25 protein-coding genes and 1 pseudogene are annotated in these 26,901 nt (G+C 65.6%); 7 read left to right on the forward strand and 19 right to left on the reverse strand.

The window, feature by feature from the left end; genetic code table 11:
* Window positions 1–93: 93 nt before the first annotated feature.
* From dnaB to E3T33_RS05440, 10 genes and pseudogenes are all read right to left on the reverse strand, one after another.
* On the reverse strand, window positions 94–1,479 hold the full coding sequence (dnaB, locus tag E3T33_RS05395) for a replicative DNA helicase (protein ID WP_092322714.1): 1,386 nt from the start codon (window positions 1,477–1,479) through the stop codon (window positions 94–96).
* 464 nt (window positions 1,480–1,943) lie between these two features.
* Window positions 1,944–2,393 (reverse strand): 50S ribosomal protein L9, encoded by a 450-nt coding sequence (gene rplI, locus E3T33_RS05400; RefSeq protein WP_092322713.1) that lies wholly within the window; start codon window positions 2,391–2,393, stop codon window positions 1,944–1,946.
* 9 nt (window positions 2,394–2,402) lie between these two features.
* The gene (rpsR, locus tag E3T33_RS05405; RefSeq protein ID WP_035835236.1) at window positions 2,403–2,666 is read right to left on the reverse strand and encodes a 30S ribosomal protein S18; all 264 of its coding nucleotides are present in this window, start codon (window positions 2,664–2,666) and stop codon (window positions 2,403–2,405) included.
* 53 nt (window positions 2,667–2,719) lie between these two features.
* Window positions 2,720–3,223 carry a single-stranded DNA-binding protein gene (locus E3T33_RS05410; RefSeq protein ID WP_092322711.1) on the reverse strand — a complete coding sequence of 168 codons (504 nt, stop codon included), beginning with the start codon at window positions 3,221–3,223 and terminating at the stop codon, window positions 2,720–2,722.
* Window positions 3,224–3,472: 249 nt separating this feature from the next.
* Window positions 3,473–3,820, reverse strand: a pseudogene (gene rpsF / locus E3T33_RS15525) (30S ribosomal protein S6); the annotation flags it as partial.
* 242 nt (window positions 3,821–4,062) lie between these two features.
* A complete protein-coding gene (locus tag E3T33_RS05420; RefSeq protein ID WP_092322708.1) occupies window positions 4,063–5,061 on the reverse strand; it encodes a hypothetical protein in 999 nt (332 codons plus the stop codon).
* Window positions 5,062–5,253: 192 nt separating this feature from the next.
* Entirely contained in the window at window positions 5,254–6,588 is a 1,335-nt protein-coding gene (locus E3T33_RS05425) for a sugar ABC transporter substrate-binding protein (protein ID WP_092322707.1), read from the reverse strand.
* A 45-nt stretch (window positions 6,589–6,633) separates the two neighbouring features.
* On the reverse strand, window positions 6,634–7,455 hold the full coding sequence (locus E3T33_RS05430; protein WP_092322705.1) for a carbohydrate ABC transporter permease: 822 nt from the start codon (window positions 7,453–7,455) through the stop codon (window positions 6,634–6,636).
* Window positions 7,456–7,461: 6 nt separating this feature from the next.
* Window positions 7,462–8,358 carry a sugar ABC transporter permease gene (locus tag E3T33_RS05435; protein WP_092322704.1) on the reverse strand — a complete coding sequence of 299 codons (897 nt, stop codon included), beginning with the start codon at window positions 8,356–8,358 and terminating at the stop codon, window positions 7,462–7,464.
* On the reverse strand, window positions 8,348–9,778 hold the full coding sequence (locus E3T33_RS05440; protein WP_092322702.1) for a CCA tRNA nucleotidyltransferase: 1,431 nt from the start codon (window positions 9,776–9,778) through the stop codon (window positions 8,348–8,350). The genes E3T33_RS05435 and E3T33_RS05440 overlap by 11 nt, the downstream gene beginning before the upstream one ends.
* A 129-nt stretch (window positions 9,779–9,907) precedes the next feature.
* Here E3T33_RS05440 and E3T33_RS05445 point away from each other — a divergent pair, with 129 nt between their 5' ends.
* The 6 genes from E3T33_RS05445 (at window position 9,908) to E3T33_RS05470 (ending at window position 17,675) form a co-directional block, all read left to right on the forward strand.
* Window positions 9,908–12,127 carry a DUF6049 family protein gene (locus E3T33_RS05445; RefSeq protein WP_135109375.1) on the forward strand — a complete coding sequence of 740 codons (2,220 nt, stop codon included), beginning with the start codon at window positions 9,908–9,910 and terminating at the stop codon, window positions 12,125–12,127.
* Window positions 12,120–13,751: a murein biosynthesis integral membrane protein MurJ gene (gene murJ, locus E3T33_RS05450; RefSeq protein WP_241982833.1), complete on the forward strand. Its 1,632-nt coding sequence runs from the start codon at window positions 12,120–12,122 to the stop codon at window positions 13,749–13,751. The genes E3T33_RS05445 and murJ overlap by 8 nt, the downstream gene beginning before the upstream one ends.
* Before the next feature lie 159 nt (window positions 13,752–13,910).
* Window positions 13,911–14,885, forward strand: a complete 975-nt coding sequence (trxB, locus tag E3T33_RS05455; protein WP_134476113.1) for a thioredoxin-disulfide reductase — start codon at window positions 13,911–13,913, stop codon at window positions 14,883–14,885.
* A 10-nt stretch (window positions 14,886–14,895) separates the two neighbouring features.
* Window positions 14,896–15,219, forward strand: coding sequence for a thioredoxin (trxA, locus tag E3T33_RS05460; protein ID WP_092322696.1), 324 nt, complete (start codon window positions 14,896–14,898; stop codon window positions 15,217–15,219).
* A 140-nt stretch (window positions 15,220–15,359) separates the two neighbouring features.
* Window positions 15,360–16,679 (forward strand): PLP-dependent aminotransferase family protein, encoded by a 1,320-nt coding sequence (locus E3T33_RS05465; protein ID WP_092322695.1) that lies wholly within the window; start codon window positions 15,360–15,362, stop codon window positions 16,677–16,679.
* Between the two features lie 39 nt (window positions 16,680–16,718).
* Window positions 16,719–17,675, forward strand: a complete 957-nt coding sequence (locus tag E3T33_RS05470; protein ID WP_092322693.1) for a D-alanine--D-alanine ligase — start codon at window positions 16,719–16,721, stop codon at window positions 17,673–17,675.
* A 228-nt stretch (window positions 17,676–17,903) separates the two neighbouring features.
* Here the strand turns inward: E3T33_RS05470 and E3T33_RS05475 are convergent, their stop codons facing one another.
* The 9 genes from E3T33_RS05475 to rpmH form a co-directional block, all read right to left on the reverse strand.
* The gene (locus E3T33_RS05475) at window positions 17,904–18,260 is read right to left on the reverse strand and encodes a hypothetical protein (protein ID WP_134574923.1); all 357 of its coding nucleotides are present in this window, start codon (window positions 18,258–18,260) and stop codon (window positions 17,904–17,906) included.
* Window positions 18,261–19,823: 1,563 nt separating this feature from the next.
* Complete coding sequence (locus E3T33_RS05480; RefSeq protein WP_134574924.1) at window positions 19,824–20,801, reverse strand: ParB/RepB/Spo0J family partition protein; 978 nt, start codon at window positions 20,799–20,801, stop codon at window positions 19,824–19,826.
* A gap of 5 nt (window positions 20,802–20,806) precedes the next feature.
* Complete coding sequence (locus E3T33_RS05485; protein WP_134476109.1) at window positions 20,807–21,730, reverse strand: ParA family protein; 924 nt, start codon at window positions 21,728–21,730, stop codon at window positions 20,807–20,809.
* A gap of 88 nt (window positions 21,731–21,818) precedes the next feature.
* Window positions 21,819–22,448: a 16S rRNA (guanine(527)-N(7))-methyltransferase RsmG gene (rsmG, locus tag E3T33_RS05490; protein ID WP_134574925.1), complete on the reverse strand. Its 630-nt coding sequence runs from the start codon at window positions 22,446–22,448 to the stop codon at window positions 21,819–21,821.
* A 14-nt stretch (window positions 22,449–22,462) separates the two neighbouring features.
* The gene (locus E3T33_RS05495) at window positions 22,463–22,966 is read right to left on the reverse strand and encodes a R3H domain-containing nucleic acid-binding protein (protein ID WP_241982842.1); all 504 of its coding nucleotides are present in this window, start codon (window positions 22,964–22,966) and stop codon (window positions 22,463–22,465) included.
* Between the two features lie 85 nt (window positions 22,967–23,051).
* Window positions 23,052–24,026, reverse strand: a complete 975-nt coding sequence (yidC, locus tag E3T33_RS05500) for a membrane protein insertase YidC (RefSeq protein WP_092322687.1) — start codon at window positions 24,024–24,026, stop codon at window positions 23,052–23,054.
* Between the two features lie 8 nt (window positions 24,027–24,034).
* The gene (gene yidD, locus E3T33_RS05505) at window positions 24,035–24,352 is read right to left on the reverse strand and encodes a membrane protein insertion efficiency factor YidD (protein WP_174843273.1); all 318 of its coding nucleotides are present in this window, start codon (window positions 24,350–24,352) and stop codon (window positions 24,035–24,037) included.
* Window positions 24,353–24,691: a ribonuclease P protein component gene (gene rnpA, locus E3T33_RS05510; protein WP_134574926.1), complete on the reverse strand. Its 339-nt coding sequence runs from the start codon at window positions 24,689–24,691 to the stop codon at window positions 24,353–24,355. It abuts the gene before it with no gap.
* Between the two features lie 6 nt (window positions 24,692–24,697).
* A complete protein-coding gene (gene rpmH, locus E3T33_RS05515; RefSeq protein ID WP_010204566.1) occupies window positions 24,698–24,835 on the reverse strand; it encodes a 50S ribosomal protein L34 in 138 nt (45 codons plus the stop codon).
* Between the two features lie 398 nt (window positions 24,836–25,233).
* Between rpmH and dnaA the strand changes: the two genes are divergently transcribed.
* Window positions 25,234–26,664 carry a chromosomal replication initiator protein DnaA gene (dnaA, locus tag E3T33_RS05520; RefSeq protein WP_092322684.1) on the forward strand — a complete coding sequence of 477 codons (1,431 nt, stop codon included), beginning with the start codon at window positions 25,234–25,236 and terminating at the stop codon, window positions 26,662–26,664.
* Window positions 26,665–26,901: the final 237 nt, after the last annotated feature.

The raw sequence follows: 26,901 nt of genomic DNA on the forward strand, positions 1-26,901 counted from the left end.
CCATTCCGAGAACAGCGCCGATGATGACGACGTCACGTTCGATGGTGGCCATGGTTCCTCCTGCACTGTTTGCCAGCGCAGTACAGCGGCGGGCTACGCGCCGGGAACCATGTCCGCGAAGCGGGAGTAGTGGCCGTGGAAGGCGACCGTGACCGTGCGCGTGGGGCCGTTGCGGTGCTTGGCCACGATCAGGTCGGCCTCGCCCGCGCGCGGGTTGTCTTTTTCGTAGGCACTCTCGCGGTGCAGCAGGATAACCATGTCGGCATCCTGTTCGAGGGAGCCGGACTCGCGGAGGTCGGAGATGGCCGGCATCTTGTCGGCGCGCTGCTCGGGGCCACGGTTGAGCTGCGAGAGCGCGATGACGGGGACCTGGAGTTCCTTGGCCAGCAGCTTGAGCGCCCGGGAGAACTCACTGACTTCCTGCTGGCGTGACTCGACGCGCTTTCCGGAGGTCATCAGCTGCAGGTAGTCGATGATGACCATCTTGAGCCCGACGCGCTGCTTGAGCCGACGGCACTTGGCGCGAATCTCCACGAGGGTCATGTTGGGGCTGTCGTCGATGTAGAGCGGGGCGTCGTTGATGCGGCCGCGGGTCTGGGCGATCGTCGTCCAGTCGCGGGCATCGACGGTTCCCTTACGCATGCTCTGCAGCGGCACGGATGCCTCCGCGGCGAGCAGGCGCATCGCGATCTCACTGCGTCCCATTTCGAGGGAGAAGAAGATGCTGGGCATGTCGTGGTGGATCGAGGCGGACCGGGCGAAGTCGAGCGCGAGCGTCGACTTTCCGAGCGCCGGCCGGGCCGCGACGATGATCAGCTGCCCGCCGTGGAACCCGTTGGTGAGCTCGTCGAGGTCGGCGAACCCGGTGGGGACGCCGCTCATCTGGCCGTCCTTGAGCTTGGCGGCCTCGATCTCGTCGATCGCGGCGGTGACCGCGTCGGTGAGGGGGACGTAGTCCTCGGTCTGGGTGCCGCCCGTGACGGAGTAGATCTCGGCCTGCGCGGTGTTGACCAGGTCGAGCACTTCGCCCTCGCCGGAGTAGCCCATCTGCGCGATCCGGGTGCCGGCCTCGACGAGGCGGCGGAGCAGCGCCCGCTCGGCGACGATTGTGGAGTAGAAGCCCGCGTTGGCCGCGGTGGGAACGAGGCTGGTGAGCGTGTGCAGGTACTCGGCGCCGCCGGCCCGGGAGAGTTCGCCGATCTTCGTGAGTTCGTCGGTGACGGTGATGACGTCGGTCGGTTCGCCGTGCGAGTAGAGCGAGAGGATCGCGTCGAAGATGATCTCGTGCTTGGGGATGTAGAAGTCCGTCGAGCGCACCGTCTCGACGACGTCGGCGACGGCGTCCTTGCTCAGCATCATGCCCCCGAGGGCGCTCTGTTCGGCGAGGAGGTCGTGCGGCGGGGTGCGCTCACGGTATTCGGTGGCACCGCGTGGATCTGCGTTGCGCGGGTCGGCCAGACCCAGGTGAGCGATCGACACTCCGCCTCCTTTTTGTGTATTTGTTACCGGTGTATCAGGACCCGCTGACAGTCGCGGCCCGGCGCGCGCGCACTCCGGGAAACCCCGCGTTGCCAGACTAGGGATCGGCGTGCACCGGGCCAAACGGCCCTGTGGACAAGCCTGTGGATAATCTGCGCGAAACGCCGTGGGAGTTGTGCACAACCTGTGGACTGATCTGGGGATAACTTAAGAGCATTTCGTAATAAATGCCTTTTGACCAGGAAATAAAACTATGCACACCTGTGTGTAAATACTTGTCTAAAGTGCGCCTTGAACGTTGTGTGTGCTGGTGATTCCTGTGTATAAACGCCGCTATGAGTCGGCCCGAATTGACCCCCACACTGGGCGCGCTGGAGGCGTTGTCCAGGGGTAGCGGTGGACCTTAAACAGGTGTAGCGGCGAACCCCCGAGGGGATCCGCCGCTACGCCGCCGAGATCGTCGCTTACTTAGCGGCGACCACCAGCAGGGTGATGGTGGCGCTGAGCTCGTCACGGAGACGAACAGTCGCCGTGTGCTCACCGACCATCTTGATCGGGCTGAGCTCGATCTTGCGCTTGTCGATCGCACCGAGACCAGCAGCCGCGACTGCTTCGGCGACATCGGTGGTCTTGACGGAGCCGAAGAGGCGTCCGCCCTGGCCGGCCGTGACGACGAGCTTGACCTTGGTGTTCTCGAGGGCCGCCTTGAGGGCCTGCGCCTCTTCCAGGGTGGCGTGCTCGCGGGCTACGCGGGCTGCCTTGATCTGGTTGATCTGCTTCTCGCCACCGCGGGTCCACGCAACAGCGAAGCCCTGGGGAACGAGATAGTTGCGGGCGAAGCCGTTCTTAACTTCAACGACGTCGCCGGGTGCACCGAGTCCGGAGACCTCGTGCGTCAGAATCAATTTTGACATGAGGGCTCCTTACCTGCCTGAGCCCGCGTAGGGCAGCAAGGCCATTTCGCGGGCGTTCTTGACGGCACGGGCGATGAGGCGCTGCTCCTGGACGGAGACGCCGGTGATACGGCGGGCACGGATCTTTCCGCGCTCGGAGATGAACTTCCGGAGAGTGGGGACATCTTTGTAATCGATGACACCAACCCGGATCGACTTCGCGGGAGCGGCGTTCTTGCCACCCTTAGCTCCGCGAAGCGGCTTGCGGCGGTCGCCGCTCGACTTTCCAGCCATGATTTCCTAACTTTCTAAAAAGTGTGATTCAGCCAACAACCGTGAGGTTGGGCTTAGAAGGGAGTCTCGTCGCTGAAGTTTCCCGGGCTGTTCCAGACGTCTCCGCCTGAAGCTGCTGCCGGTGCGGCGGGAGCGCTGGCTGCCCAGGGCTCGTCGCCGCCACTCGAGGCGGGTGCGCCGCCGCGAGATGAAGACTGCGCGCGGGTGAGCGAAGCGGTTGCGTAGCGCAGCGAAGGACCAATTTCGTCGATCTCGAGCTCCATGCTCGTGCGCTTCTCACCTTCCTTCGTCTCATACGAACGCTGTTTGAGACGCCCGGTAGCGATGACACGGGAACCCTTGGTCAATGATCCGGCGACGTGCTCAGCGAATTCACGCCAAACGCTCGCGCGCAGGAACAATGCGTCGCCATCTTTCCACTCGTTTGCTGCGCGATCGAAATTGCGCGGAGTGGATGCGATGGTGAAGTTGGCAACCGCCAGCCCGTTCTGCGTGTAACGCAGTTCCGGATCGCTGGTGAGGTTGCCCACCACGGTGATTACGGTCTCGCCGGCCACGGGCTACTTGTCGCTTGCCTTGTCGGCGTCAGCCTTGGCGGCTGCGGGCTTTGCTGCGGCAACCTTGGCGGCCGGAGCGGCAACCTTGGCGTCGGCCTTCGCTTCGGTCTTGGCCTCGGCCTTGACCTCTGCCTTGGCCGGAGCCTCGGTAGCGTCGGCCTTGGCTGCAGCAGGCTTGACCGCTGCGGCAACCTTGGCGGCCGGGGCGGCAGCCGCGGCTTCAGCCTTGGCGGCAATCACCTTGGGGTTGGCAGCCTTGCGGGCGGCCTTCTCTGCGGCGAGCTTGGTCGCAACGACGACCTGGGCAATGCCCTCTTCGGCGCGGAGAACCTTGGTGCGCATGACTGCTTCGGAAAGCTTCAGCTGACGGTCGAGCTCGGCCGTTGCGGATGCGTTCGCGGTGAAATCGACGACGGCGTAGATGCCTTCGGACTTCTTGTTGATCTCGTACGCGAGACGACGACGACCCCAGACATCAACCTTGTCAATGGTTCCACCATCGTTGCGAACAACGTTGAGGAACTTGTCAAGGCTGGGAGCTACGGTGCGCTCATCGATCTCGGGATCGAGGATAACCATCAATTCGTACTGGTGCATGACTAACCCACCTCCTTCGGACTAAACGGCTGCAGAATCTCTGCAACAGGAGGGTTGTGACATGTGTTGAACGCGGAGGCCGGGAATCCGGCGCACAGACAACCTGCCCAGACTACCGGATGCGGCGGCCCTCCGCCACCACGCCCGTCCTTCGTCCCGCCCGCCGAGTTTGACCGTTCCGGTCGAGGTTGCCCGGTACGCGGGGCAAACTCGACCGGAAGCCTCAAAGTGGGCGCCCCGGCTCATCGCTCCGGCCTCAGTCCGGCATTGATTAATCGTGCCCGGAGAGCGACGGGATTCAACGCGACATCCCACAGCCAGCGGACCATTCCGCGTCCGGGGGCGCGGAGCCGGTCTTCGCGAACCTTCTCCCGCCAGACGATTTCTTCGATCGGGAGTCCGTGTGTGTATTCGTTGCGGGTGTACTTGACCTTGCCGTCGAACTCTCCGAGGACCGGGACCCTGCGAACATGGTGCCGCGCCTCCCAGGTGAAATCGACGATGTCCTCCCCACCTTCGATTCGTGGGTAGGACACCTGCAGAAGCGGGGCCGGGAAGCCGGACAGGAAGATGTTCGCGCGGCTCGCGGATTCGCCCGGAGAGCCCGACAGCCCGTCCGCGAAGCCGGCGGCCAGCCGAGCGCCGCGACATCCGCGAACTGAGCCGAGGCGCGCGACGGCTTCGACGAGCTCTCCTTTGGCGATGTCGCGGTCGCGCTGCCCATCAGGCAGTCGGTATGCGGCGCTGAGCCCGGCGTCCAGGCTCACCACGGCCGAGAGGAACCGGGTGCTCCGAGCCAGGTCGACGAGCGTGCGCAGCCTGCTGGTCACGAGGAAGCCGTCGATGTCCGTGACCTCATCGTCCGGCAGCGAATCGTGATGCCAGACGATGCCGTACTTCGACCCTCGAGTCCCTCCGCCGCGGGCCATCAGGTGAACCTCGCGGGGCCAGGACCCGAGGATGGGAATGCCCCAGACCCGCGCGGCCGAGAAATGTGAGAGCACTGGGCGCGCCTGCCTGGTCAGCACGACGGACTTCACCCGCAAGAGGTACCGGGCGTCGTCATCCGCTGCGTCCCACACTCGAGCTGAAAGGTACACGCCACGCGAGAGGCGGTTCTTCTCGCCGTTCTGATGTGCCCGGCGCAGTGCCCGGCCGTCCAGCCCGACCAGGGCCTGGTCGCGCGTGAGCTCAAGCTCCGCCTGCGTTGGGAGATCGCGGCTGTCCATGCCGACGATCATGCAAGGCGCCCTGGTCGCGGCGGCGTGGCGGTGCCGAGCTGTGCACAAAGATCAGGCGCGGCATCCTCGGGAGGAGGCTGCTAGTGCCGCCGAGGTTGCCTGTTGCGGTCGAGTTTGACTGGTGTGCCGGGCAAACTCGACCGGAACCGTCAATCTCGGCGAAAGGGGCGGGGCGGGCGGGGGCGGGGGCGGCTACTTTGCGGTGGCGGCGTTCGCCGCGTCCTGGGCGGCGCGCACGCCCTCGGCCACGGGGGTGCGCCCGAGGAAGACCTCCTGCAGGAGCGGCCGCATCGCGTTGTCGGCGGCGGGCCAGCCGGATCCCTTCGGCGCCGGGGCCGTGCCGTTCTCGAGCACGTCGTAGAACGGGCTGATGTCGACGTCCAGCGACGCCCAGTAGTCCGAGTAGTCCTGCTGCGCGGCGAGCACTGCCGGCGAGGCCGAACCGCCGGCGCCGATGAAGCCCGACCCCTTCGCGCTGCCCAGCCAGGCCAGCACGCGCTTCACCTCGGCGGGATGCTCGGACGCCGTGCTGCCCGCGGCGACGATGCCGTCGACGCCGCTGATGGCGCCGGCCGGTCCGGCCGGAAGCCGGGCGACCCCCCATTCGAAGTCGGCGCCCTCGTTGACGTTGGCCAGGTTGTACACCCCGCTCTGGAACAACGCCATCTTGCCCTGCAGGAACTGGTCTCGGCTGAAGTCACCGTTCGTGTTGGTATCCGCGGCGGACGGCGACACGTGGTGCTTATTGATCAGGTCGACCATGTACTGGAAGGCCTCAACGCCCTTCGGCGACGCGAACGCGTACTCCTCGCCGTCCTGGAACTCCGCGCCGTTCGAGGCCAGGTAGTTCAGCAGGATCGCCTGCACGTCGTAGGCCGAGTTGTAGCCGAACTGGGCCAGGCTGCTTCCGTCGAAGCCGGCGCTGTCGGCCGTCTGCCCGGCGGTGTCCCGGGTCAGCCTCTCCAGCAGGGGCAGGAGTGTGTCATCGGCGCCGGTCGGGTCCCAGCGCAGGCCGTCGAGGTCCGCCGCGGTGAGGCCGGCATCGGCGAGCAGTTCGGCGTTGTAATAGACAGCGATGCCGGGGTCGGCCAGCTGCGGCACTCCCCAGAGCACCCCGTCGCGCGTGTACTGGTCGACCACGGCCGGCGCCCACGCGGACGAGGCATCCGGCCCCAGCGTCTTGTCGATGTCGAGCAGCGCGCCCGCGTCGGCGTAGACGGGGTAGTTGCCGCCGTCGACCCAGAAGATGTCGTCGACACTCTGGCCCGCGACATCCGTGCGCAGTTTCTCCCAGTAGTCCGCCCAGGGGATGACGCTCAACTCGACGTTGACGTCGGGGTTGTCCTTCTCGAATTCGGCGAAAGATGCTTCATAGGCCTTGGCGACCTGGTCGTCCCAGAGCCGCACGGTGACGGTGGTCTGGTCGGCCGGGCCCTGGCCCGACACGGTCAGCGCGGTGACGACCCCGGCGATGACGAGAACGACGGCCGCGGCACCCGCGGCGAGAACTGTTGAACGCTTGGGCATGGTTTCCTCTGCTGCTCCGGCGAACGGCCGGGAATTCCTCTCAGATTACTTCAACCCGGAGAAGGTAATGGAACGCACGAACTGCCGCTGGAAGACGAGGAAGAGCACGAGCAGCGGCACCAGGGCGAGCGTCGTCGCCGCCATCACGAGGGTCCAATTGCCGTTGAACTGGCTTTGCAGGGATGCCGTCGCCACCGTGACAACGCGCCATTCGCTGCCGCTGGTGACCACGAGCGGCCACATGAAACTGTTCCAGTGGCTCACGATCGTGATGAGTGTCAGGGTGGCGATGATCGGCCGGGACAGCGGCACGACGATTTCGACCAGCACGTCGAGGGTGCTGGCGCCGTCGAGCCGGGCCGCGTCAATCAGTTCCTGGGGGATGCCGCGGAAATACTCGCGGAGCAGGAAGATCGCGTACGGCGACGCGAACGCGAACGGCAGCACGAGGCTCCAGAAGCTGTTGCGCAGCCCGGCCTCGGTCATCATCAGGTAGAGCGGCACCACGAGCACCACCGGCGGAATCATCAGCGTCGACAGGTAGACCCAGAACAGCGCGTTGCGGCCGGGGAAGTCGACGCGCGCGAACGCGTAGGCGGCCAGGATCGACGAGATCAGCTGTCCGACCAGGATGAGCGTGGCCGCGAGCAGGGTGACCAGGATGGCGCGGCCGAACTGCGCGGGACCGGTGATGAGCGCCACGATGTTATCGAGCGTGAACGGGTCCGGCCAGGCGAGCGCCGACTCCCGGGCGAACTGTTGCCTCGGCTTGAACGCGGTCAGGACGCTCAGCAGGAACGGTGCCAGGGTGAAAACGGCCCCGGCCACGAGCACGAGGTAGACGGCGGCCGGCCGGGTCCAGCGCATCAGGACTCACTCCATCTCATAGGTGACCCTCCGCCGGAAGTAGAGCTGCTGGGCGAGCGTGATCGTGACCAGGATGACGAGGAGAACGACCGCCATCACCGCCGCGCGGCCCAGGTCGAACGCGCTGAAGGCCTCATAGTAGATGCGCGCCGCGACGACGTCGGTCGTGCGGGCGGGACCGCCCTGGGTCAGCGCGTACACCTGGTCGAAGACCTGGAACGCCGAGATGACGGTCGTCACCAGCACAAAGAACATCGTCGGCCGGAGCAGCGGCAGTTTGATCTGCCAGAACAGCGACATGCCGCCGGCCCCGTCGATCCTGGCCGCCTCGAGGACCTGGTCCGGGATGTTCAGCAGCCCGGCCATGAAGAAGAGCGTCACGTAGCCGACGTTGGTCCAGATCACGACGGCGGCCACCGACGGCAGCGCGAGCGAGGGGTCGCTCAGCCATTCGATCCGCTGGCCGATCAGCGTGTTCAGCGCCCCGTCGGTCGGCGCGAGGATCCATTTCCAGACGACGCCCAGGGCGAGCGGGGCGGCGATCCACGGAAGCACGTAGATGGTGCGGAACCAGGCGGAGCCCGGCAGCCCGCGGGTCAGGAGGGTTGCCGCCCACAGGCCGATGGCGGTCTGGATCGGCACCACCAGCGCCACGAAGACCAGCGTGACCAGGAGCGAATTGCCGAACACGCCGTCGGTGAGCACCGACCGGTAGTTGTCGAGGCCGACGTAGGAGATCGGCCCGATCAGGTCCCAGCTCTGGAAGCTGAGCCAGACGACGACGAGCACCGGCAGCAGCAGGAAGCAGACGACACCGAAGAGGCTCGGCGCCAGCAACGAGTACCCGGTGAGGGCGTTGCGCCGTCGGATCGCGCCACGACGGGCGACACCGCTACCGGCCACGCCCCGCCCACCAGGCCTGCAACCGCCGGGTTGCCTCTTCCTCGCCCAGCGGCCCGTCGTCGAGACGCTGCTCGAGCAGGTACCGGTAGGCCTCGCCCACCTCGCGTCCGGGCTTCACGCCGAGGATGGCCATGATCTGCTCGCCGTCGAGATCGGGGCGAACCGCCGCCATCTCCTCCTGCTCGGCCAGCTCGGCCACCCGCTGCTCGAGGTCGTCGTAGGCGAAGCCGAGCCGGTCGGCCTTGCGGCGGTTGCGCGTGGTCACGTCCGCCCGGGTCAGGATGTGCAGGCGCTCGAGCTGGTCGCCGGCGTCGCGCACGTAGCGGCGCACGGCCGAGTCGGTCCAGGCGCCCTCGGTGTAGCCGAAGAAACGCAGGTGGAGTTCGACCAGCCGCCCCACGGCGTTGATCGTCTCATTGTCGAAACGCAGGGCACGCAGGCGCTTCTTCGCCAGCTTCGAACCGACCACGTCGTGGTGGTAGAAACTGACCACCCCGCCCGGCTCGAGCCGCCGCGTGGCCGGCTTGCCGATGTCATGAAGCAGGGCGGCCAGGCGCACGACCAGGTCGGGCGCGGGCAGGTTGCCGCGCTCCCGTTCGTAATCGATGGCCTGCTCCAGCACGGTCAACGTGTGCTGGTAGACATCCTTGTGGTGGTGGTGTTCGTCGACCTCGAGCCGGAGGGCCGGAATCTCGGGCAGCACGATCTCGGCCAGCCCGGATTCCACCAGGATTTCGATCCCGGACCGCGGACGGTCCGCTTTCAGCAGCTTCGACAGCTCCTCGCCCACGCGCTCGGCCGAAATGATCCGGATGCTGTCCGCCATGGCCGTCATCGCGGCCCTGGTGTCCGGGTCGAGGGTGAACCCGAGCTGAGCGCTGAACCGGGCGGCCCGCATCATTCGCAGCGGGTCGTCACCGAAAGACACCTCCGGCGCGGCGGGGGTGCGCAGGATCCCGGCGAGCATGTCGTCGATGCCGCCGGAGGGGTCGACGAGTTTCACCTCGGGCAGCCGCAGGGCGAGCGCGTTCACGGTGAAGTCGCGCCGCACGAGGTCGTCTTCGAGGCTCGCGCCGAAGACCACGTCCGGCCGCCGCGTCTGCCCGTTGTAGCTGTCGGCGCGATAGGTCGTGATCTCGACCGTGTCGTCGCCGACCTTTGCCCCGATGGTGCCGAACGCACGACCGATGTCCCAATGCGCGTCGGCGAGGGGCTTCACGATCTTCAGGATCTGGTCCGGAGAGGCATCCGTCGTGAAGTCGAGGTCGTTGGTGACTCGATCGAGGAAGGCGTCGCGCACCGGTCCGCCGACGAGGGCAAGCTCGTGCCCCGCGGCGGCGAATGCGTTCGCCAGTCGGGACACCGTGGGGGAGGCAGCCAGGTCGCCCAGCCGCGCGAGGGCTGCCGCGACGCTCTGCATCTCCCCATGTTAGTTGCTGGGGGGAGCGACTGGCTGCCCGGCGGAGGCTTCTCCCGGCAAGCACGCCGTAGAATCGCCTCTATGGAGGCCGGGACTAAGCGCGCGCGTCGGCCTGTGCACCCGGGGGTCGTGCGCAGCCTGACCTCGCGACTGCGGATGCCGCTTTCGGTGCTGCTCGTCACCCTCCTCCTCGCCCTCACCGGGTTCGCCGGCACGTTCCCCGGCTCCTCCGCGGCCCACGCGGCCGCGACCCCGCCCGACACGGTGAGCATCGACGTGTTTCCCACCGGGTCGCCGATCCTGCGCCCCGGCCAGCCGCTTCCGGTCACGGTGCGCATCACAAACAGCACAGCAGACTCAATTCCGGCCGGCACCATCAAGCTCTACCTGGCCAAGCGCGCGCTGACTTCGCGGTCCGCGCTGGACTCCTGGCTGAAGCCCAAGGACATCGGCGATCCGGGCGACCGGATGCTGAGCCACCCGACGACGACCATCCAGCCCGGCAGCACGGCGAGCGTCAAGCTGAGCGTGCCCGCCGACGCCATCGGCCTCGGTGCCGCGAATGCGTGGGGAGCCCGCGGGATCGCGGCAACCCTGACGGCAGACGGGGAGGTGCTGGCGCAGGGACGCGGCACCTTCGTCTGGTACTCCGGCGACCCGGTCACCCCGGTGAAGCTGGCCGTTGCGATGCCGATCACGGCCCCGCAGTCATCGGCGGGCCTGATCCCGGCCGAGGAGCTGGAGACGTACACGCAGGAGTCCGGTCTGCTCTCACGCCAGCTCGACGGCGTGATCGACCGCCCCGTTGCCATCGCGATCGATCCGATGATCATCGCGTCGATCCGCATCCTGGGCAGCTCCGCGCCGCCGAGCGCAACCGAGTGGCTTTCCCGCCTCTCCGCGGCCACGAACGATATATTCCCTCTCAGCTATGCAGACGCCGACATCGCCCTGCAGGCCCAGGCCGGCTCGAAAACGGTGCTCTCCCCGATTTCGTTCGAGTGGCTCATCGACCCCGAACTCTTCACCGAGGCCCCGGCCACGCCCCAGCCGACGCCCGGCACCATCGCGCCGACTCCCGGTCAAGCGACCACTCCTTCGCCGTCCCCGACCCCGGGCGAGGTGACGCCACCCACGAGCGCGGGGCTGCTCGACTGGGACTACACGATGACGGATATCGGCTGGCCGGCGGCCGGCGTCGTGGCGAAGAACGATCTCGACGTCTTCGCCGCCAGCGGCCTCACCACGACGATCCTCAGCGGCAGCAATGTCACCCAGTCGGCGGACGACCCCACGCCCAACACCGTGCTCTCCCTCGGCAGCGGGCGGGGCCTCGCCACCGACGACGCCATCTCCCGGGCGTTGCGGACGGCCGCGCGCGCAACCACCGACGACGAGTGGCACGAGGCGGTGGCGGAGGCGTCGTCGCAATTGGCGGTGGTGTCGGCGGAACGTCCGGGCACCGCGCGCATCCTCCTCGCCACCTTTGACCGGGGCTGGCCGGCGAGTCCCAACCGGCTCGGCGAGACCCTCGACGCCCTCGCTGCCCTCCCGTGGCAGACCCCCGCCACGCTGAGGGAAGCGCGTTCCGCCCCGCAGGCCGCCACCGTGGCCTTCCAGGCCCAGGCGGAATCGGCAGCCCGGGTGGACCAGGGCCGTCAGCTCCTTCGACGTGAGGCCGAGGTCGGCGCCTTCGCCACCGCCCTCGAGGACCCCGTGCGCGTCACGGGCGCACACCGGCTCGAACTCCTGGCGCTGCTGTCCGCGTCGTGGGCCGACGATCCCGCAGCCTGGCAGCAGGCGACCGCGGCGAGTTCCGCCGCGTCCGGCGCCCTGCTGAGGTCCGTCACCGTGACCACCAAGGGCCCGATCAACGTCGTGGGCAGCAAGGTGGACATTCCGGTCACCTTGAGCAACGCCCTCGGCCAGGCCGTGAGCGTCAGGGTGCAGGTCGTGCCCTCCAACGGCCGTCTCGTCGTCGGGAATGACGTCGAGGCGACCATTGACGCCGAGTCGGCGCGCACCGTGAAGGTGCCGGTGACGGCCGCGGTCGGCAACGGAGACGTGACGCTTCGCGTCTCGCTCTACACACCGGCCGGCACGCGGATCGACCGTCCGGCGGAGATCGCGGTGAGCGTGCACGCCGACTGGGAGGGCCTGGGCGCCCTGATCTTCGCCGCCATCGTCGTGCTGTTCTTCGGTTTCGGCGTCTGGCGCAACATCCTGCGCCGCCGCCGTGAAGGCGCGGCCTCCGCGGGCGCCGGGACCGAGCCTGTCGCCGGGACCGGAACAGGGACGGGGGCGGCGACCGATGACGTCACCACACCCGCCGCGGAGCCGCGTGGTTAGCGCCGCCGACACCGCCGATACCGGCGGAATCGGCCGGGCGAGTGCCCTCCTCGCCTCGGGCACGATCGTTTCCCGGGTTCTGGGCTTCGTGAAACTGATCGTTCTCGCCGGGATGATCGGTGCGATCGGCAACGGCGCCGACGCCTTCGCCCTCGCGAACCAGCTGCCCAACACCGTCTACGTCATCGTCGCGGGCGGCATCCTCACCGCGGTACTCGTGCCGCAGATCGTCCGAGCGAGCCTGAACGCCGACGGCGGCGCCGCCTACATCAACAAGCTCCTGACCGTGGCCCTGCTCATTCTCGGCGCGACGACGATCCTGGCCACCCTGCTGGCCCCGGCCATCACGGGGTTCATCGGGCTCCCCCTGAAGGGCGACCAGCTCGGCCTCGCAATCGCGTTCGCTTACTGGTGCCTCCCCCAGATCTTCTTCTACGGGCTGTATACGCTGCTGGGCGAGGTGCTGAATGCTCGCAAGTCGTTCGGTCCATCCACCTGGGTCCCGGTGCTCAACAACATCGTCGCCATCGCGGGCCTGGTCATCTTCGGTCTCCTCTTCGGCGCAGACCCGAACGGCCAGCGACCCGCCGGCGCCTTCAGCCCAGAGATGATCGCCCTCCTCGCGGGCAGCGCCACCCTCGGCGTCGTGGCGCAGGCGGTCGTACTGTTCTACTTCTGGCGGCGAGCAGGGCTGCGCTACCGTCCGGACTTCCACTTCCGCGGAGTCGGTCTCGGCACGGCAGGCAAGATGGCCGGCTGGACCTTCGGAATGCTGATCCTGAGTACGGCCGCCGGGATCGTCGAAACGCAGGTCGCCCTCGTGGCCACCGGCAAGGCATCCGTCTTCGTGCTCGCCACGGCCTGGCTCATTTTCATGCTCCCGCATTCGGTGATCACCGTCTCGGTTGCCACCGCGTACTTCACCCGGATGAGTGAACATGCCTCGCGGGGCATGTACGACCTGGTGCGCACGGATGCCTCGTCCGCCATCCGCGGAACGACGCTCTTGATCGTGCTCGCGTCGGCCGTGATCGCGGTCTGCGCCTATCCGTTCGCAGCCGTCTTCGTCCGTCCGTTCGAGCAGGTGCAGGGCATCGGCAACGTGATTGTCGCCTTCATTCTCGGCCTCGTGGCCTTCTGCATCCTGTTCGTGCTCCAGCGCACGTTCTACGCCCTGGGCGACACGCGCACGCCGTTCTTCTTCACGCTGTTCCAGGTCGTGCTCATCGTGGCCGGGGTGCTGGGGTGCACGCTGCTGCCGAAGGAGTGGATCGCGGTCGGCATCGCACTCGTCGTGACGGTCTCGGGCATCGCACAGACCGGGCTGGCTGCCCTGCTCCTGCATCGCCGCCTCGGGGGGATCGATGGACGCCGCATCCTGGGCAGCCTGGCCAAATACCTCGTCGCCGTGCTGCTGCCGCTCGCGCTCGGCCTGGCCCTGCTCTGGATACTCGGCGGCGCCCGGGAGGGCGGCTTCGCCGTCTCCGGCCGGATCCCGGCGATCCTGTCGATGCTCCTCATCGGAGTGGTCATGTCGGCGGCCTACTTCGGGATGCTGCTGCTGATGCGCAGTGCCGAACTCCGCTCCGTCATCGTCCCGCTGCGTGCCCGCCTCCGGCGCTAGACCAAATCGGCGGGAGCCCCCTCCGAACCTCCTGTGCGCCCGCCCGCCGAGGGGAAGGCGCGGAATAGCATCCGATTAGGATGTGTTGTACCGGGCAGTGAGCGACGTTCCCGATCGCCTTCTACCGGCTTTCCCCCAGAATTCAAGGAGTGTGCACGCGTGCGCCAGATCATCATCATCGGTTCCGGCCCCGCCGGCTACACGGCCGCCATTTACGCCGCACGGGCCAACCTCAAGCCCCTGCTGATTGCCAGCTCGGTCGAGGCCGGCGGCGAGCTGATGAACACGACGGACGTCGAGAACTTCCCCGGATTCACCGATGGCGTGCAGGGCCCGGAACTCATGACGAAGATGCAGGAGCAGGCCGAGCGGTTCGGCACCGAAGTTGTCTACGACGACGTCACCGCCGTTGACCTCACCGGCCCGATCAAGACCGTCACCCTCGGCTCGGGCGAGACGCACGAGGCTCTGGCCGTCATCGTCGCCACCGGCTCGGCGTACCGAAAGCTGGGCCTGGACGACGAAGAGCGACTGTCGGGCCACGGAGTCTCCTGGTGCGCCACGTGCGACGGTTTCTTCTTCAAGGCCAAGACCATCGCCGTTGTCGGCGGCGGGGACTCGGCGATGGAAGAAGCGACCTTCCTCACTCGGTTCGCCAGCAAGGTCTATGTCATTCACCGAAAAGACACCCTGCGCGCTTCCAAGATCATGCAGGATCGCGCTTTCGCCAACGACAAGATCGAGTTCATCTGGAACTCCGAGGTCGTCGGCATCCTGGGCGCGGATGCCGTTGAAGGCGTCCAGTTGCGCGACACCGTCTCAGGCACGGAGAGCACCCTCGAACTGGATGGGCTGTTCGTGGCCATTGGCAACGACCCGCGCACGCACCTCGTGCACGGCCAGCTGGACCTCACCCCCGAGGGCACCATCTCCGTCGGCGGCCGCTCGTCCAAGACCAGCCAGGCCGGTGTCTTCGCCGCCGGCGACGTGGTCGACCCCACCTATCGCCAGGCCGTGACGGCCGCGGCATCCGGTTGTGTCTCCGCGCTCGACGCCGAGCACTACCTCTCCACTCTTCCCGAGGATCTGCTGGCGAAGGCCGGCGAAACCGAACTTGCAAGCGTTACCAACTAAGGAGAATGACATGACTGCACGTGCCGTTACAGAGGCAACCTTCGACCAGGAAGTCATCAAAAACGAGAAGACCGTTCTGGTGGACTTCTGGGCGGAGTGGTGTGGCCCCTGTCGCGCCGTCAGCCCGATCCTGGACCAGATCGCGCATGAGCACGCCGACAAGCTCGACATCGTCAAGCTGAACGTCGATGACAACCCGGGCCTGGCCGCGAAGTACCAGATCACCTCCATCCCCGCGATGAAGGTGTTCCAGAAGGGCGAGGTCGTCAAGACCGTCATCGGCGCCAAGCCGAAGCCTGCCCTCGAAGCCGACCTGGCCGCCTACCTCGCGTAGCCGACCGGCTGGTTCCTGAGGAACGAAGACCCGTCCGGCTCACGCCGGGCGGGTCTTTTCTTGTGCTCCCGGCCGGGACACACTTCGAGGGCGCCGCAGAAGACCCCATACGATGAAGAGCACACCAGATCGGACGTGACGTGACAGAACAGGGCTCCTCCCAGGCCGGCAACAACCTCGACCCGTGGTATCACCACTACGCGGACCGGGCCGCTGGATTGCGCGCCTCGGAGGTGCGCGCCCTGTTCGCCGTGGCATCCCGCCCCGAGGTCGTCTCGCTGGCCGGCGGCATGCCGTACGTGGCCGCCCTGCCGCAGAACCTCGTGATCGACGCCATGGAACGTGTCATGCGCGAGCGCGGCGCCGCGGCGTTGCAGTACGGCTCGGGGCAGGGCATTCCCCTGCTGCGCGAGCAGATCCTCGACGTGATGGCGCTCGAAGGCATCCGGGCCAACGCCGACGATGTCGTTGTGACGACCGGATCGCAGCACGCGCTGGAACTCGTCAGCAAGCTCTTTCTCGACCCGGGGGACGTTGTCCTCTCCGAGGGGCCAAGCTACGTCACGGCCCTCGTCATCTTCAAGTCCTACCAGGCCGAGGTCGAGCACGTCCCGATGGACGAGAACGGTCTCATCCCGGAAGCGCTGCGCGAGCACATTGCCCGGCTGAAGTCCGCCGGGAAGAGGATCAAGTTCCTGTACACGATCCCGAGTTTCCATAACCCGGCCGGCGTGACTCTGAGCTGGGAGCGGCGCCTCGAGGTGCTCGAGATCGCCAGGCAGAATGACATCCTCGTGCTGGAAGACAACCCCTACGGATTGTTGTACTTCGACCGCCCCGCGCCGGATGCCATGCGCTCGGTCGAAGAGGACGGCGTCGTGTACCTGGGCACCTTCTCCAAGACCCTGGCACCGGGCTTCCGCGTCGGCTGGGCGCTCGCTCCGCACGCCATCCGGGAGAAGCTCGTGCTCGCGAACGAGGCCGCCGTGTTGTCGCCCAGTTCGTTTACCCAGTCCGTGATCTCCGAGTATCTGTCCACCGCCGATTGGAAGGGTCAGATCAACACGTTCCGCGACGTGTACCGTGAGCGCAAGAACGCCCTGGTCGGCGCCCTGGAGGAATACCTCCCGGAGCTGACCTGGACGAACCCCAACGGCGGCTTCTATGTCTGGGTCACGCTGCCCGATGAGCTCGACTCGAAGGCAATGCTTCCCCGAGCGGTCACCGAGCTCGTGGCCTATACGCCGGGGACCGCCTTCTTCGCGAACGGCGATGGGCGCCGGAACATGCGCCTGTCGTTCTGTTACCCGACCCCGGATCAGATCCGGCTCGGTGTGCGCAGGCTGGCCACGGTCATCCGGGACGAACTGGACCTGCTCGACACCTTCGCCGGAACCGGCTCACTGCATGCCCCCAGCGCCGATTCGCGCTTCGGCTCCCCGCCGCCCGACGCCTCCTGATCTCGTCCGCCTCAGTTAGAGCAAGGAAACTCCCTGATCATGACCGAATTCGTACCCCTCGACATCGTTGTGCTGGCGGGCGGGATCTCGCACGAACGTGAGGTGTCCCTTCGCTCGGGACGCCGCCTGGCCGATGCCCTGACCGGAGCGGGCCACGACGTCACGGTGATCGACCCGCACGCCGGGCTGCTCTCCGAACTCGTCGATCGCAACCCGGATGTCATCTGGCCAACGCTGCACGGGGCGACCGGTGAAGACGGTGCGCTCCTCGCGTTGATCGAGACCACGGGTATCCCCCACGTCGGCGCGCGCGGCGAAGCGGCCGCCCTGGCCTGGTCCAAGCCCACGGCGAAGGTACTCGTGCGCCGGGCCGGTTACGCGACGCCGGCATCCGTCGCCCTCTCGAAGGAGACCTTCCGCGACCTCGGCGCGACGAGTGTTCTCGAACGGCTGCTCGCCGCCCTGCCCGCGCCCCTCGTGGTCAAGCCGGCTCAGGGCGGGTCCGCGCAGGGGGTGACTATCGTCACCGCCGCGGCCGGACTGCCGCGCGCGATGGTGGACGCCTATGCCTACGCCGATGTCGCCCTGGTCGAGTCCCGCATCTCCGGCACGGAGGTTTCGGTGACGGTTATCGACAAGGGCGAGGGCCCCATCGCCCTCCCCGCGGTCGAGATTGTTCCCCTGAGCGGGGTGTACAGCTTCGAGGCGCGCTACAACGCCGGCGAGACCCTGTTCTACGCTCCCGCTCGCATGGACCCGACCGTCCTTGCGGCTGTCGAGTCGACTGCGGTTGCGATCCATTCGCTCCTGGGCCTCCGCCACCTGTCCCGGATCGACCTCATCGTCGACGCGGCGGGGACGCCGTGGTTCCTGGAGGCCAATGTTCTGCCCGGGCTGACCGAGACGTCGCTGGTCCCGCAGGCGATCGAGGCATCGGGCGAGTCGCTCGGCGCGGTCTACGCGGCGCTCGCCCGGGCGGCTGTCGCCGAAGCCTGATTTTTTTCTTCCGTCCCGGATCCGTCGAGGGAGAACCCCTCCCCCGGGGCGCCGCAGGCCCGGGAACTGTTTGTGCGACCTGGGCCCCGGTGGTGCTCCGGGTGCGGGTGCGGTCGATGTTTCACGTGAAACACTCCCGGCGTCGCCCGACTGCCCGGTGTGTCAGCTCAAACAAACCGCGTAATCGACGCGCGCTGACACACTAGCTCGTCTATAGAAAATTGCTGATCAAATGGCATATCCGGTCATGTTCTTGCTTTGCGACAGCAGCAGCTTCTTCCGTAGCAACAGCAGCAGCAGCGCCGCAGGACGAGTGCTATCGGGCCGGCATCCCGGGAAATCGGAATGCGGTGCACGAATCTCCGATCGACGCACGCGTCCTCCGGCGACGGCCGAGTTCATCCGGGGCCCGCTCAGCAGATTCCGGCCACGCGGGCCGAACCAGTGCGCGAAAACCACCTGCGGGCCCCGGACCTCCTGAGTTGACCTCTCCCCCGGTTCCCGTACGGGGATATCGCGTGCCTCAGTGTCACTCTTTCCCGGCGCCCAGGACGCCGAACGCAACGTGTTTCTCTGCTTGCCCACGGCACATCGCCTTGTCACACCAGACAAGGTCCATCCGCCACCCGTTCAGCCCACCCGCACCCCGTTCAGCCCACCCGCACCCCGTTCTGCCCACCCGCGCCCCGTTCTGCCCACCTGTTCCGCTGTCAGTCCCGCGTAGAGCGCCAGCGTGGGGCTAACTCAGGAAATTCCGCCGGCGACAGCCGGAGCAGTCCGGTCGGACCCTCGAAAATCTACGGATCTCCTGAGTTGGCCACACGTTCCGGGCGCCAGGGACCACTCGTGGCGTCCGGATTCGTCATGTTTCACGTGAAACACTGCTGGTTCACCGCAAGCGGCCCTTAGCTGGATCAACCCAGCGTAAACGTTCGACGCGAGACGAATCGATTTCTGGGGATAGTGGTCTGGTCGGCCGGGGCTGCGCCCCTGGATGACCAAGCTCCCACGAATCTCCTGATATCGCCACCCGGGGGCACCCACCTGTTCCCGCGAGACCTGTCCCGAGACAAGCAGGGGCAATGTTTCACGTGAAACCCCATGGTCTTTGGGGCTGCATTCTTGGAACGTTGCCCCACAACGCCTTCAGGCGGGGCATTTTCGGGGCCGATCTGCAAAGTTCGGCTCTCTCTCCGGAAAGGAGCCTCACCACGACAGCGGTGCGTGCACGCCTGGAGCCTAAGTTGGCACGCGCGAACCGACTCGCATGTTTTCTGTAAGACTTACTGGGTGCAGCGGAATGGCCGCAACTCTCGGCCGCGCAGAGGGCATGTTTCACGTGAAACATTGCTGGGCACTCATGGAACCCATCCCCGTCAATACGGCACACACAGGGAAAGTCGGCCCTCAGGATGGCCTCCACTGCGGGAAATCGGCGTCACATCGGGGCACGCCCGGGCGGCGTTGGGGAAAGATTCAGGCTTGCAAGGGCACGCTCCGCCCCGGAACCACTCGCTATCGGGCATGTTTCACGTGAAACGTGCGGCACGGTGCGCGTAAGAGACCCGGGCCTGATGGAACTCGTGCGCGGATTACTGCCGTGGGAAACACTCTCCGACGGAAGCGCGAACCTACACAAGGTGGTCATGATCGCACCAGCAGGGGAGAGTTCATGGGGTTCCGTCCCTGCGCCGAAGTCTCACCGATTTGGGTCCGCCTGGGCCGCTTGGACCCGCCGAAGACCACAGATGTCGTCGGGGGTGCTGATGTTTCACGTGAAACGTACACTCCCCCATAACGGGGACCGCCCAAAGGATCAAAACTACCGACACGCTGGCGTGCTCGTGAAGTCCCTTCGCCCGCCGTGGGCGAATCATCCCGCGCGTCCCCATACGGCAGATAGGGGAACGCGGACCTCCGGCTGGCTGCGCCACGAGAAACACAGCAAGCAGCCCGCAAGCAGCACCGCTGAAACGGCCGGCAGCGAAGATGTTTCACGTGAAACATGCGGCCTCAGCCTGCGTGCCGGACTCGGCCCGAGGCGATCATCGGCGGCCCCAACGCCAGCTTCTGGTCGCAGATCCGGCGCAGAACTGAGGTGAATTTGGCGGTTTTCACCGCGTCAGGAACGATCCTGCGGGTCGAAAGCTAGTTCGCTCCGAAGCCGGGCTCGCCCAGGACGACGAGGATGCGGTTGAGGTCACCGATCGTAGCGAAATCCACTGTGATCTGGCCTTTTCTTGCTCCCAAGTTGATCTTCACACGCGTGTCGAGGCGGTCGCCGAGGCGTTCCGCGATCTCGTCTAGGTGACCCTGCCGCTTCCCCGGCGCGGGGCGCGTCGACGCCGCCTTGGGCACCGCGGTCGCGGCCGCCTCGGCCGCGCGAACCGAGAGGTCTTCGTTGACGATCTTGTCGGCGAGGCGCAACATCCCCTGGTGGTCTCCCACGGACAGGATCGCCCGCGCGTGGCCGGCACTGAGCACACCCGCGGCCACCCGAAGCTGCACCGGTTCCGGAAGTTTCAGCAGACGCAGGGTATTCGTGATTTGCGGCCGAGACCGACCAATCCGCGTCGCGAGCTCCTCCTGCGTGATGCCGAAGTCGGCCAGCAGTTGCTGGTACGCCGACGCCTCTTCGAGCGGGTTGAGCTGTGCGCGGTGCAGGTTCTCGAGCAGGGCGTCGCGGAGCATGTCGACATCCGCGGTCTCACGAACAACGGCGGGAATGCTCGACAGCCCGATCGCCTTGCTCGCCCGCAGGCGACGTTCGCCCATAACCAATTCGTACTTGCCCGGCTGTTCCAGGAGCGGTCGCACCACGATCGGCTGCAAGACGCCGACTTCGCGGATGCTGTGGATCAGTTCCGACAGGTCGCTCTCGTCGAAGACGGTGCGGGGCTGAACCGCGTTCGGAACGATATCGGCCGGGTCGAGGTGCGCGAGCCGGGCCCCGGGCACGGGGAGGAGATCCTCCGGTTCATCCGCCACGTCCGCGGCCGGCGCCTTGTCGGGGTCCTGCCCTTCCGCGTAGGGGAAGAAGACGTCCACCGGGCGGGAGAGCCGAGCCGGGTCCTGAACCGGAATCAATGCGCCAATGCCGCGGCCGAGGCCAGTCCGTTTCGCCATTATTGCTATGCTCCTGTTTCTGGGGCGCCCCGCCGGGCGATTTCTGCCGCTGCTTCGAGGTAGGAAAGCGATCCTGCGGAGTTCAAATCGTAACTGATCACACTCTGCCCGTAGCTGGGAGCCTCGGACACCCGCACGGAACGCGGAATCAGGGTATCCAGCACCTGATCCGGGAAGTGGTCGCGCACATCCTGGGCCACCTGGTTGGCCAGGTTCGTTCGGCTGTCGTACATCGTGAGCAGGATCGTTGAGACCGCGAGGTCGGGATTGAGGTGCTTCTCGATGAGTTCGATGTTCTTGAGAAGCTGGCTTAGGCCCTCGAGCGCGTAGTACTCACACTGGATCGGGATCAGAACTTCCCGGGCAGCGACGAAGGCATTGATTGTGAGCAGGCCAAGCGACGGGGGACAGTCGATGAACACATAGTGATACGGATCCGTCATTTCGCGCAGGTGCAGATCCAGTGCGCGTCGAAGCCGCTGTTCGCGCGCAACCAGCGAAACCAGTTCGATTTCCGCTCCAGCCAGGTGAATCGTCGCCGGAACGCAGAACAGCGCACCGAATTCCGGGCTCTTCTGAACGACATCGGCGAGCGGCATGTCGTTGATGATGACGTCGTACACGCTGCGGGTTTCGGCCCGATGCTCGACTCCGAGCGCCGTTGAGGCGTTGCCCTGCGGGTCCAGGTCGATCACGAGTACCCGGGCGCCCTGCCTCGCCAGCGCGGCGGCGAGATTGACCGCGGTGGTCGTCTTACCCACCCCGCCCTTCTGGTTCGACACCGTCAGAACCCGTGTTTTCTCGGGCTGGGGGAGGCGTTCGGAGGCGAGCGCCTGGCGTCGGCGGGTCAGGTCCGAAATCTCACGAGCGAGCGGCGTGTCGAATCCCGCTGGGCTGCTGACTTGCTGGTCTTCACCAGGATGTTTCACGTGAAACCTTTACGTTCGACGGTTGATGAGCCACCCGAAAGGGAACCTCGGTCCGACTCTCACTGAGGGCGAGTGGCGGTACCTGGGACTAATCCACTGTAGCCCGTATGACCCTCGTGACCTCGTCCAGCACGCCCTCACCGAGCGTAATCACCTCAACATTGCTCAGCCGGTACTTGCGAATCGCCTTGGCCGCCGAGTCGACCTCCGCTTGTGCGCCGGCGCCCTTCATGAGCACCATCTCACCGCCGGGCCGAAGCAGGGGAGCGGTGAGGGGGATGAGGGTCCGGAATGCGCTCACGGCCCGAGCGGTCACCTGATCCAGCGGCTGCTCGAGGCGCACATCCTCGGCCCTCGCCCGCAGCACGGTCGTGTTCTCGAGGCCAAGTTCGTCCACCTGGTCGTTCAGCCAGGCAACCCGGCGCTCCATCGGTTCGATCAGCACGAACGAGACATCGGGACGTGCAATCGCCAGCACCAGGCCAGGCAACCCCGCACCCGACCCGACATCGCCGACAACGCCCGGCCGCAGCAGGGGGGCCACGATCGCACAATTCAGGATGTGCCGGCTCCACAGACGAGGAAGTTCCAGCGGCCCGATCAATCCACGAATCTCGCCCTGATCAGCCAAATTGTGCGCGAACGCACGTGCGATCCCAATTCTCTCCCCGAAGAGTCCCGCTGCGGCGGCAGGTTCGTGCTCGAGTTGTTCCGTCATCGTGTCGCGTTCGATCAGGCGCGGGAGATGACCGTGTGGCGGTCGCGGCCCTCGCCATTGGACTCGGATACGAAACCGCGTTCCGAGACCAGGTCGTGCACGAGCTTGCGCTCATACGACGACATGGGGGGCAGGGCCGCGTCGGCGGCGCCGGCCTCGATACGTTCGATCGCGCGACCGACCAGCGCAGACAGCTCGGCCTGGCGTGCCTCACGGGACCCGCCGATGTCCAGGATCAGGCGCGAGAAGGAGCCGGTCTTGTTCTGCACGGCCAGGCGCGTGAGCTCCTGGAGCGCGTTGACCGTGTCCGGCTTCGACAGCACGCGCAGCGTGTCTCCGTCGGCGGCGTTGACCGACACATAGGCGCGGCCGTTGCGGGCATCGATGTCGATATCGCCGTCCAGGTCGCAGATGTCGAGGAACTCCTCAATGTAATCCGCGGCGATGTCGCCCTCCTGCTCGAGCTGGTCGACAGTGGGGGAGTCGTCGCCGTGGGCTGCGCCGCCCTCGGGGCTCACGGGCGTCTCGGGCACGGTGGAATCTGCTGCGGTGTCGGGCACGGTCGCGTCGGTTTCAGTCACGTCAGTCACGTCGGTCTCTCGTCTACTTCTTCGGGCCGGGTTGCTTTTTTGAACGGTTCTTGCCGACCGGCTGCTGGCGCTGCGCGGGCTTCTTCGGTTCCTCGACGATGATGATGTCGCCGTCTTTCGCCACAAGCTTTCCCTTGCGGGCCAGGCGTTCCTCGCGGGCCTTGGCCGCCTCGCTTCCGGGGGTGGGCATGTTGCGGATCACGATGAACTGCTGAACCATCGTCCAAATGTTGGAGGTGAGCCAGTAGAACATGACGCCGAGGGGGAACGCGACGCCCGAGAAGGCGAAGACGAGGGGGAGCAGGTACAGCATGATGCGCTGCTGCTTGAACATCGGGCTCGCCTTGGTCTCCGGCGACATGTTCTTCGAGACGATCTGCAGCTGGGTGATGAACTGCGAGGCGGTCATCAGCACGACCATGACGGCCGCGATGACCATGACGGCGACGCTGTACGGGTTACCGGCCATCATGAGGGTCCACTGGCTGGCGAACGACTCACTCAGCGGGGCCTGTCCGAACAGGGATGCGTTGCCGAAGCTCTGCGCCCGATCGACGTCGAGCGGTCCGACACCGGCCTTGAGGTGCTGGGCATCGTTGAGCACGGAGAACAGGGCGAAGAAGATGGGCATCTGCAGCAGCAGGGGCAGGCAGGAGCTCAGCGGATTCGTTCCGGTGCGCTTGTACAGCTCCATGGTCTCGCGGGACATGGACTCGCGGGAGAACTGGTCCTTCTTTCCCTTGTACTTGTCCTGGATCTTCTTGAGCTGCGGCGCAACCTCGAGCATCTTGCGCTGGCTCTTGATCTGCCTGACGAAGATCGGGATGAGGGCGGCTCGGACGACGATGACGAGGCCGACGATGGACAGCACCCAGGTGATTCCGTCGTTGTAGCCGAGGCCCATGTTGGAGAACAGCCAGTGGAAAGCGACAAGAAGCAGCTCCACCGCCCACTTCAGTGGCCAGAGGATGATTCCTAGGAGGTCCATACTTCGGGTCAGCCCTTTCCGTGGCTTGGTGCGACAACAAATCCAAAGGATGTCACTCGGTAGCGGCGTGTGCGCTTGAGCGGGACATCATCCACTCCGCCTTCGGCCCACGGATGACACCGGGCGAGACGCCTCGCGCCGAGGGCAGATCCGATCACGAGGCCGTGTTCCTGGACCGCGCCCAGGGTGTACGCCGAGCACGAGGGGTAGTACCGGCAGACGTCCCCATAGAGCGGGGAAATCACAGCGCGGTACGCACGCAGGAGGAGAACCCCCACGTTGCGGGGGAACAGCACAATCGTCGCAATCACCCTGTTCACGGCCATCTACCGGGCGCCGCCCTTGACGAGCGCATCGGAGAGTTCGGCCTTGAGCGCGGGCCAGCTCGTGTCCAACGCCGAGGGCAAAGCACGCACCACGACATCCGTTCCCGGTCGGACCGACGTCAGGATCTCGTAGCTCGCGGCCTTCAGCCGCCGACGAACGCGATTGCGGCTCACTGCGCCACCCACATTCTTTGCGACGATGAAACCAAAACGCGCCGGGGAATCTTCACGGCTCTTGCGAACATACGTAACCGTATGGGGTGCGACGTAGCGCAAACCCCGTCGAACAACGGCTTTGTAGTCGCTCCCGCTCGTGATGCGATTGGCCCCGGCGAGCATCGGAGCCTAAGCGGAGAGTTCGGTGCGACCCTTGCGACGGCGGGCACCGAGGATTGCGCGGCCGGCGCGGGTGCGCATACGCAAACGGAAGCCGTGCACCTTCGCGCGACGACGGTTGTTCGGCTGGAACGTTCTCTTGCTCATTGCTCAATCTCCACGTGTTGGATATCCGCAGGCCAGGACAATGGCCGGGAAAGAAGTAGCTAGCCCTCGGGCTGGGGTCAACCTACTAAAACTACGGCCTCACCCTGTTCTGGTCAAACCCAGCAAGCCCAAACGACCGATTCTGCACAAGAATTCCGCTAATCGTCGGAGTGACACGCGGCGGGATCGTGGCTAATTTGGACTGACTATCGGCGAGTGACTACCGTGAGGACAAGTTATCCACAGGTTTGGGCAGGAAACCTGTGAATTCGACCGGATTTACACACAGGCGGTGGATAACTTTGTGGATGCTTTGTTCGGCGATTAAATCGATGTCCAGAGCGCGGCACCAACCCAGCGGCTTCCGGCCCAGTCGGAATTTCAGAGATTAGGCAATCATGGCAGACGGAGAACAGCCCATAACGGACACCTGGCGGTCGGTGCTGACCACTCTGGAGTCCGACGACAGCATCACACCGATGCTCTACGGCTTTCTTACCCTGGTCGAACCCAAGGGAATTGCGGCCGGAACCTTCTACCTGGAGGTGCCCAACGAATTCACGGCGAGCATGCTGAACCAGCGCATGCGCGTTCCGCTGCTGATGGCGATGGGCCAGCTCGACGAAGCCAGCGCGGTATCAAGTTTCTACGTGGTGGTCAATCCCGAACTCGAACAGGAATCGTTGCGTCCCCAGCAACCGCCGCAGCTCGACTCCCCCACTCGCCCGATCGCCGAAACACCGGCCGCGCCGTTGTCGGTCTTTGAGACCACCTCGCCCGAGCGCCCCCACGACACACGTCTCAACAACAAGTACAGCTTCGACAACTTCGTGATCGGCCAGTCCAATCGATTCGCCCATGCGGCAGCCGTCGCTGTGGCCGAGGCTCCCGCGAAGGCGTACAACCCGCTCTTCATCTACGGCTCGAGTGGCCTCGGCAAGACCCATCTCCTGCACGCCATCGGCCACTACGCCATGAGTCTGTATCCGGGCATCCGCGTTCGGTATGTCAGTTCCGAGGAATTCACGAACGACTTCATCAACTCGATTGCCAACAACCGCGGGTCCGCCTTCCAGTCGCGCTATCGCAACATCGACATCCTGATGATTGACGACATCCAGTTCCTGCAGGGCAAGGCGGAGACGCAGGAAGCCTTCTTCCACACCTTCAACACCCTGCACGACCACAACAAGCAGGTGGTCATCACCAGCGACCTGCCGCCCAAGCACCTGACCGGTTTCGAAGACCGGATGCGGTCGCGCTTCGAGTGGGGTCTGATCACGGATGTCCAGGCTCCCGACCTCGAGACCCGCATCGCCATCCTCCGCAAGAAGGCCCAGAGCGAGAAGCTCCAGGTTCCCGACGACATCCTCGAGTTCATGGCCTCGAAGGTGTCCTCCAACATCCGGGAACTCGAAGGAACACTCATTCGCGTCACGGCGTTCGCCAGCCTGAACCGCACACCGGTTGATATGGACCTGGTTCAGACGGTACTCAAGGACCTGATCACCCTCGATGAGGACAACGTCATCGCACCGGTCGACATCATCACCAACACGGCCGACTACTTCAAACTCACCGTCGATGACCTCTACGGCTCTTCCCGGTCCCAGGCCGTCGCCACTGCCCGGCAGATAGCCATGTACCTGTGCCGGGAGCTCACGAATCTCTCGCTGCCCAAGATTGGCCAGCTGTTCGGCAACCGCGACCACACCACGGTGATGTACGCGAACAAGAAGATCAGCGAGCTGATGAAGGAGCGCCGTTCCATCTACAACCAGGTCACTGAGCTCACGAACCGCATCAAACAGAACCACCGGTACAAGTAACTGACAAAAACCCAGAGTTTTCTACCTGTGGAAAACCCTGTGGAAACTCTGACAACAACAGGTCGCAATCTGTTGAAACTCGACGGTCGCCTGTGAAAACTCGTCTCGGGCCGATCCGGACCTCGCAACTCCTTGTCATTTAATCCCACAGGCCGCTAACAACTTACAAACGTGTAGTTCCCAGTGATCACGCTGTGTCCACAGAGTTATCCACAGTTTCCACAGCGGTTAAGACCA

Source organism: Cryobacterium sp. TMT1-2-1 (assembly GCF_004403955.1).
Classification (GTDB): Bacteria; Actinomycetota; Actinomycetes; order Actinomycetales; family Microbacteriaceae; genus Cryobacterium; species Cryobacterium psychrotolerans.

Coding starts and splice junctions, on each gene's coding strand:
- rpmH (WP_010204566.1), bottom strand. CDS start 24,835: ATGAGCAAGAGAACGTTCCAGCCGAACAACCGTCGTCGCGCGAAGGTG.
- E3T33_RS05425 (WP_092322707.1), bottom strand. CDS start 6,588: ATGCCCAAGCGTTCAACAGTTCTCGCCGCGGGTGCCGCGGCCGTCGTT.
- E3T33_RS05430 (WP_092322705.1), bottom strand. CDS start 7,455: ATGCGCTGGACCCGGCCGGCCGCCGTCTACCTCGTGCTCGTGGCCGGG.
- dnaA (WP_092322684.1), top strand. CDS start 25,234: ATGGCAGACGGAGAACAGCCCATAACGGACACCTGGCGGTCGGTGCTG.
- E3T33_RS05470 (WP_092322693.1), top strand. CDS start 16,719: ATGACCGAATTCGTACCCCTCGACATCGTTGTGCTGGCGGGCGGGATC.
- E3T33_RS05480 (WP_134574924.1), bottom strand. CDS start 20,801: ATGGCGAAACGGACTGGCCTCGGCCGCGGCATTGGCGCATTGATTCCG.
- E3T33_RS05440 (WP_092322702.1), bottom strand. CDS start 9,778: ATGCAGAGCGTCGCGGCAGCCCTCGCGCGGCTGGGCGACCTGGCTGCC.
- E3T33_RS05420 (WP_092322708.1), bottom strand. CDS start 5,061: ATGATCGTCGGCATGGACAGCCGCGATCTCCCAACGCAGGCGGAGCTT.
- yidC (WP_092322687.1), bottom strand. CDS start 24,026: ATGGACCTCCTAGGAATCATCCTCTGGCCACTGAAGTGGGCGGTGGAG.
- rsmG (WP_134574925.1), bottom strand. CDS start 22,448: ATGACGGAACAACTCGAGCACGAACCTGCCGCCGCAGCGGGACTCTTC.
- rplI (WP_092322713.1), bottom strand. CDS start 2,393: ATGTCAAAATTGATTCTGACGCACGAGGTCTCCGGACTCGGTGCACCC.
- rpsR (WP_035835236.1), bottom strand. CDS start 2,666: ATGGCTGGAAAGTCGAGCGGCGACCGCCGCAAGCCGCTTCGCGGAGCT.
- trxA (WP_092322696.1), top strand. CDS start 14,896: ATGACTGCACGTGCCGTTACAGAGGCAACCTTCGACCAGGAAGTCATC.
- rnpA (WP_134574926.1), bottom strand. CDS start 24,691: ATGCTCGCCGGGGCCAATCGCATCACGAGCGGGAGCGACTACAAAGCC.
- yidD (WP_174843273.1), bottom strand. CDS start 24,352: ATGGCCGTGAACAGGGTGATTGCGACGATTGTGCTGTTCCCCCGCAAC.